Annotated in this window: 12 protein-coding genes; 3 read left to right on the top strand and 9 right to left on the bottom strand. The window is 67.5% G+C overall.

Going from position 1 to position 13250, the window contains the following annotated elements; all coding sequences use genetic code 11:
- Window positions 1-28 precede the first annotated feature (28 nt).
- The 5 genes from BLS66_RS08750 to BLS66_RS08730 form a co-directional block, all read right to left on the bottom strand.
- The gene (locus BLS66_RS08750) at window positions 29-763 is read right to left on the bottom strand and encodes a suppressor of fused domain protein (protein WP_074725658.1); all 735 of its coding nucleotides are present in this window, start codon (window positions 761-763) and stop codon (window positions 29-31) included.
- Window positions 764-888: 125 nt separating this feature from the next.
- Window positions 889-1812: a ParB/RepB/Spo0J family partition protein gene (locus BLS66_RS08745; protein ID WP_074725657.1), complete on the bottom strand. Its 924-nt coding sequence runs from the start codon at window positions 1810-1812 to the stop codon at window positions 889-891.
- Window positions 1812-2609 carry a ParA family protein gene (locus tag BLS66_RS08740; protein ID WP_014648884.1) on the bottom strand — a complete coding sequence of 266 codons (798 nt, stop codon included), beginning with the start codon at window positions 2607-2609 and terminating at the stop codon, window positions 1812-1814. The genes BLS66_RS08745 and BLS66_RS08740 overlap by 1 nt, the downstream gene beginning before the upstream one ends.
- Window positions 2610-2721: 112 nt before the next feature.
- On the bottom strand, window positions 2722-3360 hold the full coding sequence (gene rsmG, locus BLS66_RS08735; protein WP_053504783.1) for a 16S rRNA (guanine(527)-N(7))-methyltransferase RsmG: 639 nt from the start codon (window positions 3358-3360) through the stop codon (window positions 2722-2724).
- 39 nt (window positions 3361-3399) lie between these two features.
- Window positions 3400-3999, bottom strand: a complete 600-nt coding sequence (locus BLS66_RS08730) for a 4'-phosphopantetheinyl transferase family protein (protein WP_049471120.1) — start codon at window positions 3997-3999, stop codon at window positions 3400-3402.
- Window positions 4000-4083: 84 nt separating this feature from the next.
- On the opposite strand from BLS66_RS08730, the gene BLS66_RS08725 reads away from it, so the two are divergent.
- Window positions 4084-4335: a GlsB/YeaQ/YmgE family stress response membrane protein gene (locus BLS66_RS08725; protein WP_014648887.1), complete on the top strand. Its 252-nt coding sequence runs from the start codon at window positions 4084-4086 to the stop codon at window positions 4333-4335.
- Window positions 4336-4407: 72 nt separating this feature from the next.
- Here the strand turns inward: BLS66_RS08725 and xth are convergent, their stop codons facing one another.
- The 4 genes from xth to BLS66_RS08705 all read right to left on the bottom strand — a co-directional run bounded on the left by xth (window position 4408) and on the right by BLS66_RS08705 (window position 10151).
- The gene (gene xth, locus BLS66_RS08720) at window positions 4408-5175 is read right to left on the bottom strand and encodes an exodeoxyribonuclease III (RefSeq protein ID WP_074725656.1); all 768 of its coding nucleotides are present in this window, start codon (window positions 5173-5175) and stop codon (window positions 4408-4410) included.
- Between the two features lie 131 nt (window positions 5176-5306).
- A complete protein-coding gene (locus tag BLS66_RS08715) occupies window positions 5307-6716 on the bottom strand; it encodes a coniferyl aldehyde dehydrogenase (RefSeq protein ID WP_074725655.1) in 1410 nt (469 codons plus the stop codon).
- 198 nt (window positions 6717-6914) lie between these two features.
- Window positions 6915-8576 (bottom strand): MFS transporter, encoded by a 1662-nt coding sequence (locus tag BLS66_RS08710; protein ID WP_057494016.1) that lies wholly within the window; start codon window positions 8574-8576, stop codon window positions 6915-6917.
- A gap of 147 nt (window positions 8577-8723) precedes the next feature.
- Window positions 8724-10151 (bottom strand): DcaP family trimeric outer membrane transporter, encoded by a 1428-nt coding sequence (locus BLS66_RS08705; protein ID WP_074725654.1) that lies wholly within the window; start codon window positions 10149-10151, stop codon window positions 8724-8726.
- Between the two features lie 245 nt (window positions 10152-10396).
- Here BLS66_RS08705 and acs point away from each other — a divergent pair, with 245 nt between their 5' ends.
- Window positions 10397-12340 carry an acetate--CoA ligase gene (gene acs, locus BLS66_RS08700; protein WP_049471109.1) on the top strand — a complete coding sequence of 648 codons (1944 nt, stop codon included), beginning with the start codon at window positions 10397-10399 and terminating at the stop codon, window positions 12338-12340.
- A 111-nt stretch (window positions 12341-12451) separates the two neighbouring features.
- A complete protein-coding gene (locus tag BLS66_RS08695) occupies window positions 12452-13117 on the top strand; it encodes a response regulator transcription factor (RefSeq protein WP_006477308.1) in 666 nt (221 codons plus the stop codon).
- Window positions 13118-13250: the final 133 nt, after the last annotated feature.

Below are 13250 nucleotides of genomic sequence, written 5' to 3'. Positions count from 1 at the left end.
GGACAGGTGCAGAGGATACGCCGCAGGCTCAGAACAGCCCGAAACGCTTCCTGGCCACGTTGGTGCGGCCGGGTTCGATCACGTCCTGGATCTTCTTCGCATCGAAGCGGTCGAGCAGCGCCTCGGCGCCCTTCTTCAGCTTCAGGTCCATCTCTTCCGGATACAGCGGAACCAGGGTCATGAAGCTGATGGTCCTGCCGTCGTCCAGTTCCAGCGTGGCGAAGTCATCCGGGGTAGTCACCGGCGGCAGCACGATGGCGCCGTCGAAGCCCACGCCCGGCGCATAGGGCTCGCTGGGATGGCCGTTGGGAATGGTGTGGCCGAAGCCCAGCCAGGTGTCGTACTCGTGCGGCAGCCGCGCCATGCCCTTCAGCAGGCGCACCGGCCAGTAGTTGCGTTCGTCCTCGAAAGCGTCCTGGGAGATCGGCCAGTCGGCCGGCAGGGTCACCATCAGTTCCATGTAGCGCGGCACGTCCGCACCGACCTCGGCGGGCACGGTCATCGGCAGGTCGCTCATGCCGGAGGTGACCAGGCGCAGGTACGGGAACTGGTCATTGGCCGGCACCACGTGCACGTCGATGTGCACCAGGTCGGAGATGATCTCGTGGAAGACACCGGACACCGGGCCCAGATGGCGTTCGAGGTGGGCGCTGATCGCCTCGATGTGCTGTTCTTCGCCGATGGCGAGCGCGAAGTCCTTCTGGCGGCTGTGCACCAGGATCGGGCTGCCGCCCGGGCTGACGTCGTCGAATGGGTTGCTCATGTCCTGCTCCCTGGATGAAGCCACGGACCGGAGAGCAGTGCATCCCCCGGTGCGCGCGGCGGTGCGTTCCCTGTCATCTACAGACGCGGCAGGAACAGGCCGCATCCCCTGTCGCGGCGCCGGGCTCAGCCCTGGCGCGTACGCAGCTTCTCCAGCACGCCGTCGAGGGTGTCCAGGTCGGTGTAGTGGATGATCAGCTTGCCCTTGCCGCCGCGGCCATGATTGATCGCCACCTTGGCGCCCAGTGCTTCGGACAGCTCGGTTTCCAGCGAGGCGATGTCGGCCTGCTGCACCTTCGGCGTGGCCGCCGCGCGGTTGCTCGGCACCTTGCCGGCGGCAAAGGCCTGCGCACGGCGCTCGACCTCGCGTACCGACCAGCCTTCATCGGCCGCTTCCTGGGCCAGCTTGCCGGCCAGCTCGGGGGCCAGGGTCAGCAGCGCGCGGGCGTGGCCCATTTCCAGGCGGCGGGTTTCCAGCAGCAGGCGGATTGCCACCGGCAGCTCCAGCAGGCGCAGCAGGTTGGACACCGCCGCGCGCGAGCGGCCGACGGCCTCGGCGGCCTCGGCATGGGTCAGGGTGAACTCGCTGATCAGGCGCTGCAGCGCTTCGGCTTCTTCCAGCGGGTTGAGGTCTTCGCGCTGGATGTTCTCGATCAGCGCCATCGCGATGACGGTGCGGTCTTCCAGCTCGCGCACCACCACCGGCACTTCATCCAGCCCGGCCAGCTGCGATGCGCGCCAGCGGCGTTCACCGGCGACGATTTCGTAGTTGCCTGCCGGCAGCTGGCGCACCAGGATCGGCTGGATCACACCCTGCGACTTGATCGAGTCGGCCAGCTCGGACAGCTTGCCCTCGTCCATCTCGCGGCGCGGCTGGTACTTGCCCGGCTGCAGCTGGCCGACCGGCAACTTGCGCAGCACTTCACCCGGCAGCGGCTCGATCACCGCAGTGGTGGCCTGCACCTGGCTGACCGCGCCTTTCGGGCCCAGCAGCGCGTCCAGGCCACGGCCGAGGCCTCGCTTCTTGGCTGCCGGCTTGCTGCTGGTCATCAGACGATCTCCACGGCCTTGCCGGCCTTGTTGCGTTCGTTGTTGCGGCGGATGATCTCGCCGGCCAGGCCCAGGTAGGCCACGCCACCGCGCGAGGCGCGGTCGTAGCCGACGATGCTCTGGCCATGGCTGGGCGCCTCGGCCAGGCGCACGTTGCGCGGCACGATGGTGCGGAACACGCGGTCGCCGAAGTGCTCGGTGAGCTCGGCCGACACTGCGTTGGCCAGGTTGTTGCGCACGTCGAACATGGTGCGCAGCACGCCTTCGATCTCCAGCGCCGGGTTCAGGCTGGTGCGCAGCGCTTCGATGGTTTCCACCAGCGCGCTCAGGCCTTCCAGTGCGTAGTACTCGCACTGCATCGGCACGATCACCGAATCGGCGGCGGCCAGCGCGTTGAGCGTCAGCAGCGACAGCGCCGGCGGGCAGTCGATCAGGATGTAGTCGTACTCGTCGCGGATCGGCGCCAGCGCGCGCTTCAGGCGCTGCTCGCGCTCGCTCTGGCCCATCAGCTGGATCTCGGCGGCGGTCAGGTCGATGTTGCCGGGCAGCAGGTCGTACCCCTCGGCGGTCTGCACGCGCACGTCGGCGGCACTGTTCTCGCCCAGCAGCAGGTCACAGGTGGAGGCGGCCAGCTCGCGTTTGTCCACGCCACTGCCCATGGTCGCGTTGCCCTGCGAATCCAGGTCGACCAACAGCACGCGCTTGGGTGCGTTGGCCAGGGAAGCGGCCAGGTTGACGGCGGTCGTGGTCTTGCCGACGCCACCCTTCTGGTTGGCGATGGCGATGATGCGGGCCATGCGGGTGTGCCTCGTCGACGTGTGCTGGGACCGGTCATTATGCGTACAACCGGCCCCTTGCGGAAATCGTGGATCGCCAACCCGTTGTTCCACAAGGGGCTGGCGCCGGGAATCAGGGGCCTGTAACGGTGACCAGGTGGCGTTCGCCGGCCAGCCCGGGCACGTTCAGCGGGGTCACCTCGCGCACCTGCCAGCCCGCCGGCAGGTCCGCGATCTCCTCATGGGGGTAGACGCCCTTCATGGCCAGCAGCACGCCACCGGGCCGCAACAGGTGGCCACCGACGCGGACGATACCGGCCAGGGTGTCCATCGCGCGCGCGGTCAGCTGGTCGTAGCGACCGGCCTCGTCCAGCGCCTCGGCGCGCGATTCGGCCACGCGGGCGTTGTCCAGGCCGAGCTGGCGCACGGCCTCGCGCATGAAGCGCGCCTTCTTGCCATTGCTCTCGACCAGGGTGACCTGCAGGCCCGGGCAGGCGATCGCCAGCGGGATGCCGGGCAACCCGGGGCCGGTGCCGAGGTCGGCCAGGCTGCCATCGGCCACGAACGGCTGCATCGCCAGCGAGTCGAGCAGGTGGCGGGTGACCATCTCCTGCGGGTCGCGGATGGCGGTGAGGTTGTAGGTGCCGTTCCAGCGGTGCAGCAGGGCCAGGTAGCGCAGCAGCGGCGGCGCCAGCGCGGCATCCAGGCCCATGCTGGCCAGGCCCTGTTCCAGCGTGGCGGCCACGCTGGCGGGAAGTGGGTGTTCGCTCATGCCGGCATTATCGCCGGTTTTGCACGCCGATTCCCCGCTTCAGTGCGGATACCAGGCCAATGCGGCGCGGAACTGGCCGCTGGCCTGCCACTCGTGCAGGTGCCAGCGCGCGGCCTCGCCCAGCTCCGGGTCGCACCAGTGCAGGTGCAGGGCGCCGTCGGCCCCCGGCGCCAGCTGCAGGCGGTGCAGGCCGAACGAGATGCCCTGCCCGTGCGCCTTCAGGATGGCCTCCTTGACGCACCACACGCGGAAGAACCAGTGCTCGCGGTCGGCCTCGTCCAGGCGTTCCAGCCAGGCCACCTCCTGGGGGTGGAAGAAGCGCCGCACGATCTCCAGCAGGCGCGGCCGCGGCCGCAGCAGCTCCAGGTCCACGCCCAGCCGCACGCCTTCGCCCAGCGCCACCAGCAGCACCTCGCCGCTGTGGCTCCAGCCGGTGCCGTAGTGGGCCAACGGGCCGCTCAGCTCCGGCCGGCCCTTGTCATCGCGGACCAGCGGCAGCGTCTCCGGATCAGCCCCGAGGGCCTGCGCCAGCACCTGCCGCGCCTGCGGTTCACCCCGCTGGCCGGGCACATGGGGGCGCCGCCAGACGGTCACCGGACCGAAGCGCCACGGGCCGTCGAGGGTGGCTGGCAGGCTCATGCGCACGCGCCCGTCACGCAATTGCACGACGGGTTCACGGCCGTGCGCGTCAACTGGTCACAGTTCCCCACCGGAGGTTCGATCATGGGCATCATCATCTGGCTGATCGTCGGCGGCATCGTAGGCTGGCTGGCCAGCATCATCATGAAGCGCGATGCCCAGCAGGGCATCATCCTCAACATCGTGGTCGGCATCGTCGGCGCGCTGATTTCCGGCTGGCTGTTCGGCGGCGGCATCAACGAAGCGATCACCCTTCGCACCTTCCTGTTCTCGCTGATCGGTGCGGTGATCCTGCTGGCGATCGTCAATCTGTTCACCCGCAAGAGCATACGGTGATCTGAGGGTAGTGCCGGCCGCTGGCCGGCAGATGTTCCAGAACGGGCCCGGCAATCGTCGGGCCCCGTTCGTTCAACCGATCTGCACCCACGCCGGCGCGTGGTCGCTCGGGCGTTCCCAGGTGCGCGGCTCGCGGTCGATGCCCGAGGCCACCGCACTGCCCTTCAGCGCGTCTGAGACCAGGGTCAGGTCAATGCGCAGGCCGAGGTTGCGGCGGAAACCGGCCGCCCGGTAATCCCACCAGCTGAAGGTACCCGCCTCGTCGTTGTGCAGGCGGAAGCCATCGTGCAGGCCCAGCTGCAGCAGCTTGGTGAGCGCGCCGCGCTCGGCGGTGGAGGTCAGGATGTGGTTGTCGTTCCATACCTCCGGGTCGTGCACGTCGCGGGCGTCCGGGGCGATGTTGAAGTCGCCCATCACGATCAGCTTCGGGTAGCGCTGCAGTTCTTCGGCGATCCAGGCATGCACCGCTTCCAGCCAGCGCAGCTTGTACGCGTACTTGTCGGTGCCGATGTCCTGGCCGTTGACCACGTACAGGTTGATCACCCGCAGGTCGCCGAAGGTGCCGGCGATGACGCGCTTCTGCTCGTCCTCGAAACCGGGAATGCCGATCTGCACGTCCTGCGCCGGCTCACGCGACAGCAGCGCCACGCCGTTGTAGGTCTTCTGGCCGGCGAACACGCTGCGGTAGCCGGCGGCGATCAGCGCCGAATCGGGGAACTTGTGGTCCTCCAGCTTGGTTTCCTGGATGCCGACGATGTCCGGGCCGAAGTCCTTGAGCCACTGCTCCAGGTGCGGCAGGCGGACATTGAGCGAATTGACGTTCCACGAGGCGATTTTCATGCGGGCATTCTACCCGGGTGCGCTTGGCACGCGTGCCACCCCAGGTGGGCACCCACCGGTAGTGCCGGCCGCTGGCCGGCAACCCCATGAACCGTCGGCAAGACCCCGCAGTTGCCGGCCAGCGGCCGGCACTACCGAAGCAGCAGCTTCAACAACCCCGCAATCTTCGAGTACGGCGGGCGCAGCCGGTCGCTGGCGGCCCAGCGCGACTGCCACAGTACCGGCAGCCGCTTGCTCATCGCATCGAACCCGGCCCGGCCATGGTACGCGCCCATGCCGCTGGCCCCGACCCCGCCAAACGGCAATCCATCGGCGGCGAAGTGCAGCAGCGTGTCATTCACCGTCACCCCGCCGGCCACCACCTGGCCGAGGATGCGCTCTACCGTCGCCGTGTCGTGGCTGAAGGGATACAGCGCCAGCGGCCGGTCGCGGGACAGCACGTCGGCCAGCGCCGCCTCCAGGTCCGGATAGGCCCGCACCGGCAGGATCGGCCCGAAGATCTCCTCGCGCATCAGGTCCAGGTCGTCCGGCGGGTCCAGCACCACGGTCGGCACCAGCAGGCGCTCGCGGTCGGCGCGCGCGTCGTCCACCTGCGCCAGCGGAATCACCGGCACCCCGCGCTGCCGCGCCTGTGCCAGGTAGCCCTGCAGGCGCCGGTACTGGCCTTCATTGATGATGCGGGTGTAGTCGTCGGCATCGCTGAAGTCGCCATAGCGCTCGCGCACCTGCTGCTGCAGCGCCTGCACGAACTCGCGCTGGCGCGCGGTATCGATCAGCACGTAATCCGGCGCGATGCAGGTCTGGCCCGCGTTGAACCACTTGCCGGTGGCCAGCCGTGCGGCGGCTTTGTCCAGCGGGAAATCACGGCAGACGATGGCCGGCGACTTGCCGCCCAGTTCCAGCGTGACCGGTACCAGATGCTCAGCCGCGGCGGCCATCACCTTGCGGCCGACCGCCGTCGAGCCGGTGAACAGCAGATGGTCCAGCGGCAGCGAAGACACCGCAGCCGCCACGTCCGCCCCACCCTGCACCACCGCCACCCGATCGGGCGGGAACACACTGGCCAGCAGATCGGCCAGGAACGCACTGGTGCGCGGCGTGTGTTCCGAAGGCTTCAGCAGTACGTGGTTGCCCGCAGCGATGGCGGTGGCCAAAGGCACCAATGCCAGCGTGACCGGGTAGTTCCAGGGCGAGATCACCCCGACCACGCCCAGCGGCGTCGGCCGCAGCTGCGCGCGCGCCGGCCACAGCTTCCATCCCGCCGATGCCCGCTGCGGCTTCGACCAGCGCCGCAGGTGGCGGCGCAGGTGGTCGATGGCCGACAGCACGCTCATGCCATCGGCCAGCTTCGATTCAACGTGGGCGCGATGGCCGAAGTCCTCGGCGATGGCCTGGGCCATTTCGTCCAGTCGCGGCTTGAGCGCCTCGCGCAGGCGGCGCAGGTCGGCTTCGCGCTGGTCCAGCGTGGGGCGGTGAGCCTGCCACGCGCTGCGCAGGGTGTGCAGGAGGGCGGGGAGGTCTTCCGGCGTAGTGGTGGTCATGGGCCGACTATACGGGGTGCTGCGCAACGCAATGGTAGTGCCGGCCGCTGGCCGGCAAGGGCTTCATGTGCGCGGCGATTCAGGAGGTTGCCGGCCAGCGGCCGGCACTACCGGATGCGGGCCGAGTGGGCACACCCCACAAACAGAAAGGCCACGGTCTGCACCGCGGCCTTTCCTTCACTGCATGGAACCCACCGGTTACTTAGTGATATCCACGTCCTTGGTCTCACGCAGGAACAGGCCGCCGATCACCACCGACATCAGCGCGATGATGATGGGGTACCACAGGCCGTAGTAGAGGTTGCCGGTACCGGCCACCAGCGCGAACGAGATCGCCGGCAGGAAGCCACCGAACCAGCCGTTGCCGATGTGGTACGGCAGCGACATCGAGGTGTAGCGGATGCGGGTCGGGAAAAGTTCGACCAGATAAGCGGCAATCGGACCGTAGACCATGGTCACGTACAGCACCAGCAGCCACAGCATGAAGATGGTGCCGGCGATGTTGATGCGGGCGCCATCAGCCTTGGCCGGGTAGCCGGCGGTGGTCAGGGCGGTCTTCAGTTCCGCACCGAATGCATCGGCCTTGGCCTTGCCTTCTTCCTTGGTCAGGCCAGCGGCCTCATACGAGGTGACGCTGGCACTGCCCACGTTCACCATCGCCAGCGAACCGGCGGCGGCGGGCTGCACGTCGTACGGCACACCGGCCTTGGTCAGCGCGGCGGTGGCCACGTCGCAGGAGCTGGTGAACTTGCGCAGGCCCACCGGATCGAACTGGAACGAGCAGGTGTTCGGATCGGCCACGACCAGCGCCGGCGAGCTGCTGCGGGCTTCTTCGATGGCCGGGTTGGCGAAGTGGGTCAGGCCCTTGAAGATCGGGATGTAGGTAACAGCTGCCAGCAGGCAGCCGGCCAGGATGATCTTCTTGCGGCCGATACGGTCGGACAGCCAGCCGAAGAAGATGAAGAACGGCACGCCCAGCGCCAGCGCCGCCGCGATCAGCAGGTAGGAGGTGGTGGCATCAACCTTCAGCATGCTGCTGAGGAAGAACAACGCGTAGAACTGGCCGCCGTACCAGACCACGGCCTGGCCGGCCGCCGCACCGAGCAGGACCAGCAGCATCAGCTTCAGGTTGCCGCCCTTCAGGCTGTCACGGAACGGCGTCTTGGAGCCCTTGCCTTCCGACTTCATCTGCTGGAACAGCGGCGACTCGCTCAGCTGCAGGCGGATCCATACCGACACGCCCAGCAGCAGGATCGATACCAGGAACGGGATGCGCCAGCCCCAGGCTTCGAAGGCTTCATTGCCCAGGAAGTAGCGGCAGGCCAGGATGATCAGCAGCGACATGAACAGGCCGAGCGTGGCGGTGCACTGGATGAAGCTGGTGTACAGGCCGCGCTTGTCGTCCGGCGCATGCTCGGCCACGTAGGTGGCGGCACCGCCGTACTCGCCGCCCATCGCCAGGCCCTGGGCCAGGCGCAGGATGATCAGGATCACCGGCGCGGCGAAACCGATCGAAGCGTAGTTGGGCAGTACGCCGACCAGGAAGGTCGAGATGCCCATGATCAGGATGGTGACCAGGAAGGTGTACTTGCGGCCGATGCGGTCGCCGAGGCTGCCGAAGAAGGCCGCACCGAACGGGCGCACGAAGAAGCCGGCGGCGAACGCCAGCAGGGCGAAGATCATGCCCGTGGTTTCATTGACGCCACTGAAGAACTGCTTGGCGATGATGGCCGCGAGCGAGCCGTACAGGAAGAAGTCATACCACTCGAAGACCGTGCCGAGGCTCGAGGCGAAGATGACCTTCTTGTGGCCCTTGGTCAGGGTGCCCGCTTTATGTGCGGTGCTGGGTGTACTGGACATGGGACGTTTTCCCTCTGTAGGTGCCGACCACCGGTCGGCACTCAGTCTCGGTAGGTGCCGGTCACGGGACCGGCTCCGCTTTGGGTAGGTGCCGGCCGCTGGACCGGCTCCGCTTTGGGTAGGTGCCGGCCGCTGGCCGGCACGCTCTTAGAAGCTGTACTTGGTGGTGAACTGCAATCGGGTGATGTCACCCTTGTTGCCGTTCTCCACTTCGCGACGGCCGTACATCAGCTCGGCGCCGATATCGACCTTGGGCAGCGGCGAATAGAAGATGTTGCCGCGGATGCTCTGCACGCTCTTGGTCACCAGCGGGCCGAGGATGCTGTCGTTGTCGTAGTCGCTGCGCGCGTAGATCAGGTTGGTGCGCAGCTTCGGCGAGAACGCATGCCGCCAGCCCACGTAGCCGGCCAGCACGCCGGTCGGGTTGAGCTCGTCGCGGGCCACGTCGTAGGCGCTGTCGGCGGTGATGCCCAGGCCGATGTAGCGGGCGATGCCTTCGCCGCCGGTGAGCTGGTAGTGCAGCGAATCGCTGTCACCCATCACCCACTTGCCGCCCAGGGTCAGGCCGCCAGCCACCTTGTCGGCCTTGGCGCCGGTGGCCTGGTTGTCGACCTTCAGCTGGCGGACGATGCCGCCGACACCGAAGGTGCCCCAGTCGCCCTTCCAGCCATAACGCATGGTCAGATCGGGCAGGCTGCCACGGTCGGAGTTGGCGCTGGCGTTGGTCCACGCGCCGGTGACCGGATTGCGGGTGCCGGTGAGGGTGGTGGTTTCCGGGTTTTCCAGCGCGACGCTGAAGCCGCCCTGGGTGTAGCGCACCTGGGCCTGGCGCACGAAGATCACGCCGTCGGTGGGGCCGACGAAGTCGACCGCTTCGGGCAGTGCGGCCGCGTCCATGAAGTTGGACCAGGTCTGGCCGGCCAGCCAGTTGTTCCAGTACATGTAGGCGTGGCGCAGGGTCACGCCATAGGTGTTGGTGGCGGTCTGGTTGCCCAGCGAGTTGCCGAAGAAGTCCATCTCGAAGAACGCACCGGCCTTGTTGCCCGATTCGCTCACGTTGTCGATGCCCAGGTTGAAGCGCGAGAACTTGGCATGGGCATTGAAGTCGGTGCCCGACCGCTTGCCGCTGCCGCCGGCGCCTTCCACCGGGGTCTGGCCCGGCAGGTACAGCGAGCGGCCGGTGGCGTCGTCGGCCAGCTGTCCATCGCTGGTCTGAGTGGCCAGGAAGTCGGCCTTGATGAAGCCGCCGATCTTGACCGTGGTGCCCGGTGCGGCGCCCGGGGTGAGGGTGGTGACCTGGATCGGCTGCTTGCCGGCCGGCACCTGCGCGACCGGCTTCTGCTCGGCCTGCACCGTGCGCACTTCGGTCACCGCCTGCTGGGTCTGGCTGATCTGGGTCTGTTGTTGTTGCTGCGAAGACAGCAGCAGCTGGACCTGGCGTTCCAGTTCGGCAACGCGTGCTTCCAGTGCTTTCTCTTTGGCGGTCTCTGCGAACGCCATGCCCGGCGCGACCAGGGCGACCAGCAGGCAGGCCGCCAAAGGTGTGCGCACGGCTTTCAACGTACGGTGGCTCATGTTGCCCTCTCTCCCAAGTGGCAAGGTGATGCCGCGCGTGGGGCACGGTCGAGCCGAGACTGCGGGGCGATTATGTACAGCGGCTATTCGCCATTGGTCGAACCCGCCCCTGCTGGGCGCTCACTTTCGACCATGGTCTAACCAGGGTGGTGACGCGACCGGGGGTGGATGGGGCAAACTGAGGGGGATCGGTCGCTGCGATGCTGCGACCGCACATACAAAGTCAACGTGCAAGTGAGGGTGCCATGGCTGATATCTACCCCGTCGATCCGCAGTTCGCCGCCAAGGCACGCATCGACAAGACGTCGTACGAACAGCAGTACCAGGCATCGGTGACCGACCCGGATGGTTTCTGGGGCAAGGCCGCCGAGCGCCTGCAATGGATGCGCAAGCCGACGAAGATCAAGAACGTCAGCTATGACCTGTCCAACTTCCACATCAAGTGGTTCGAAGATGGCGAGCTCAATGCCAGCGTGAACTGCCTGGATCGCCAGCTGGAAACGCGCGGCGACAAGACCGCACTGCTGTTCGAGCCGGACGGCCCGGATGCACCGGCCCAGCATGTGACCTATCGCGAGCTGTACGAGCGCACCTGCCGCCTCGGCAACGCGCTGCGCAACCTCGGCGTCAAGAAGGGCGACCGGGTCACCATCTACCTGCCGATGATCGTCGACGCCGCGGTGGCCATGCTGGCCTGCGCGCGCATCGGTGCGATCCACTCGGTGGTGTTCGGTGGCTTCGCGCCGAACTCGATCGCCGACCGTGTCAGCGACTGCCAGAGCAAGCTGATCATCACCGCCGACGAAGGCCTGCGCGGTGGCCGCAGGATCCCGCTGAAGGCCAACGTCGATGCCGCGCTGAAGCTGCCGGGCACGAATACGGTGGAGACCGTGCTGGTGGTGCGCCACACCGGCGGCGCGGTGGACATGCAGGCGCCGCGCGACCGCTGGTTCCACGATGTGGTGGACAGCCAGCCGTCCACCTGCGAACCGGAACGCATGAACGCGGAAGATCCGCTGTTCATCCTTTACACCTCCGGTTCCACCGGCAAGCCGAAGGGTGTGCTGCACACCACCGGCGGCTACCTGCTGTACGCGGCCTACACCCATGAAGCGGTGTTCGACCTGCGCGAAGACGATATCTACTGGTGCACCGCCGACGTCGGCTGGGTTACCGGCCACAGCTACATCGTGTACGGGCCGCTGGCCAACGGCGCGACCTCGCTGATGTTCGAAGGCGTGCCGAACTACCCGGACACCTCGCGCTTCTGGAACGTCATCGACAAGCACAAGGTGACCATCTTCTACACCGCCCCGACCGCCATCCGTGCGCTGATGCGCGAAGGCGAGGAGCCGGTGAAGAAGACGTCGCGCGCGTCGCTGCGCCTGCTCGGCAGCGTCGGCGAGCCGATCAACCCCGAAGCCTGGCGCTGGTACTACGAAGTGGTCGGCGACAGCCGATGCCCGATCGTCGATACCTGGTGGCAGACCGAAACCGGCGGCATCCTGATCTCGCCGCTGGCCGGCGCGATGGACCTCAAGCCCGGTTCGGCCACCCTGCCCTTCTTCGGCGTGCAGCCGGCGCTGGTCAATGCCGATGGCGAGATCCAGGACGGCCCGACCGAAGGCAACCTGATCATCCGCGATTCCTGGCCGGGCCAGATGCGCACGGTGTACGGCGACCACCAGCGCTTCATCGACACCTATTTCCGCACCTACCCGGGCAGCTACTTCACCGGTGACGGTTGCCGCCGCGACGAGGACGGCTATTACTGGATCACCGGCCGCGTCGATGACGTGATCAATGTGTCCGGCCACCGCATCGGCACCGCCGAAGTGGAAAGCGCGCTGGTCTCGCATCCGAAGGTGGCCGAAGCGGCGGTCGTGGGCTTCCCGCACGACGTGAAGGGCCAGGGTATCTACGCCTACGTCACGCTGGTGGCCGAAGAGGCGCCGAGCGACGAGCTGCACAAGGAGCTGATCGCCTGGGTGCGCAAGGAGATCGGCCCGATCGCCACGCCGGACCACCTGCAGTGGGCGCCGGGCCTGCCGAAGACCCGCTCGGGCAAGATCATGCGCCGCATCCTGCGCAAGATCGCCGAGAACGCGCCGGACCAGCTGGGCGACACCTCGACCCTGGCCGACCCGTCGGTGGTGGCCTCGCTGGTGGACGAACGCAAGGTGCGCTGACGTACGACCCGGGGCCGGACCCCGGGGTCGGATCCCGTTCCGCCAGGAACGGGCTCTGCCCCCCCGGAGGGTCTGGCCCCATGCAGTTTCCCCCCACGGTTCCCCCCGACCATGACCACCCTCCTGATTGCCGATGACCACCCGCTGTTCCGCGAAGCCCTGCGCGGGGCGGTGCAGCGGGTCATCCCCGGCGTGCAGTTGTTCGAGGCCGACAGCGTGGAAGCGCTGTACGCACTGGCCGACCAGCACAACGACGCCGACCTGGTCCTGATGGACCTCAACATGCCTGGCGCACAGGGTTTCAACGCGCTGGTGCACATGCGCTCGCTGCACCCGCACCTGCCAGTGGTGGTGGTGTCCGCGCGCGAAGAAGCCACGGTGATGCGCCGCGCGCTCGACCACGGCGCGCTCGGCTTCATTCCCAAGTCCGCCGACTCGGACACCATCGGCCACGCACTGGGCACCATTCTTGATGGCGAAACCTGGGCGCCGCCGGAGGCGCACAACGTGCCGCCCACCGGCAGCGAAGAACGCGAAGTCGGCCAGCGCCTGCGTGAGCTGACCCCGCAGCAGTTCCGCGTACTGCAGATGCTGGGCGCAGGTCGCTTGAACAAGCAGATCGCCTACGACCTCAACGTCTCCGAAGCGACGATCAAGGCTCACGTCACCGCCATCCTGCGCAAGCTGGGCGTGACCAACCGCACCCAGGCCGTGCTGATGGCCGGCAAGCTGGCGATCGACGACGACGCCATCGTGCTGCCGCCGGAAGAAGATTGAGGGAGTGCCGGCCGCTGGCCGGCAGTCACCTGGAACGCCTGAAAACGCCCTGGTAGGTGCCAAGCTTGCTTGGCACGCGTCTACCGACGCAGCTGCCGGCCAGCGGCCGGCACTACCCGGCGCTGCTGCGCTC

The organism is Stenotrophomonas pavanii (assembly GCF_900101175.1).
Taxonomy (GTDB): domain Bacteria; phylum Pseudomonadota; class Gammaproteobacteria; order Xanthomonadales; family Xanthomonadaceae; genus Stenotrophomonas; species Stenotrophomonas pavanii.
The sequence above is the reverse complement of the archived record's forward strand: the minus strand, read 5'-3'. Positions and strand labels throughout refer to the sequence as shown.

What these genes read in the sequence shown, in the direction of transcription:
- BLS66_RS08750 (WP_074725658.1), bottom strand. Translation starts at nt 763, where the DNA reads ATGAGCAACCCATTCGACGACGTCAGCCCGGGCGGCAGCCCGATCCTG.
- BLS66_RS08745 (WP_074725657.1), bottom strand. Translation starts at nt 1,812, where the DNA reads ATGACCAGCAGCAAGCCGGCAGCCAAGAAGCGAGGCCTCGGCCGTGGC.
- BLS66_RS08740 (WP_014648884.1), bottom strand. Translation starts at nt 2,609, where the DNA reads ATGGCCCGCATCATCGCCATCGCCAACCAGAAGGGTGGCGTCGGCAAG.
- rsmG (WP_053504783.1), bottom strand. Translation starts at nt 3,360, where the DNA reads ATGAGCGAACACCCACTTCCCGCCAGCGTGGCCGCCACGCTGGAACAG.
- BLS66_RS08730 (WP_049471120.1), bottom strand. Translation starts at nt 3,999, where the DNA reads ATGAGCCTGCCAGCCACCCTCGACGGCCCGTGGCGCTTCGGTCCGGTG.
- BLS66_RS08725 (WP_014648887.1), top strand. Translation starts at nt 4,084, where the DNA reads ATGGGCATCATCATCTGGCTGATCGTCGGCGGCATCGTAGGCTGGCTG.
- xth (WP_074725656.1), bottom strand. Translation starts at nt 5,175, where the DNA reads ATGAAAATCGCCTCGTGGAACGTCAATTCGCTCAATGTCCGCCTGCCG.
- BLS66_RS08715 (WP_074725655.1), bottom strand. Translation starts at nt 6,716, where the DNA reads ATGACCACCACTACGCCGGAAGACCTCCCCGCCCTCCTGCACACCCTG.
- BLS66_RS08710 (WP_057494016.1), bottom strand. Translation starts at nt 8,576, where the DNA reads ATGTCCAGTACACCCAGCACCGCACATAAAGCGGGCACCCTGACCAAG.
- BLS66_RS08705 (WP_074725654.1), bottom strand. Translation starts at nt 10,151, where the DNA reads ATGAGCCACCGTACGTTGAAAGCCGTGCGCACACCTTTGGCGGCCTGC.
- acs (WP_049471109.1), top strand. Translation starts at nt 10,397, where the DNA reads ATGGCTGATATCTACCCCGTCGATCCGCAGTTCGCCGCCAAGGCACGC.
- BLS66_RS08695 (WP_006477308.1), top strand. Translation starts at nt 12,452, where the DNA reads ATGACCACCCTCCTGATTGCCGATGACCACCCGCTGTTCCGCGAAGCC.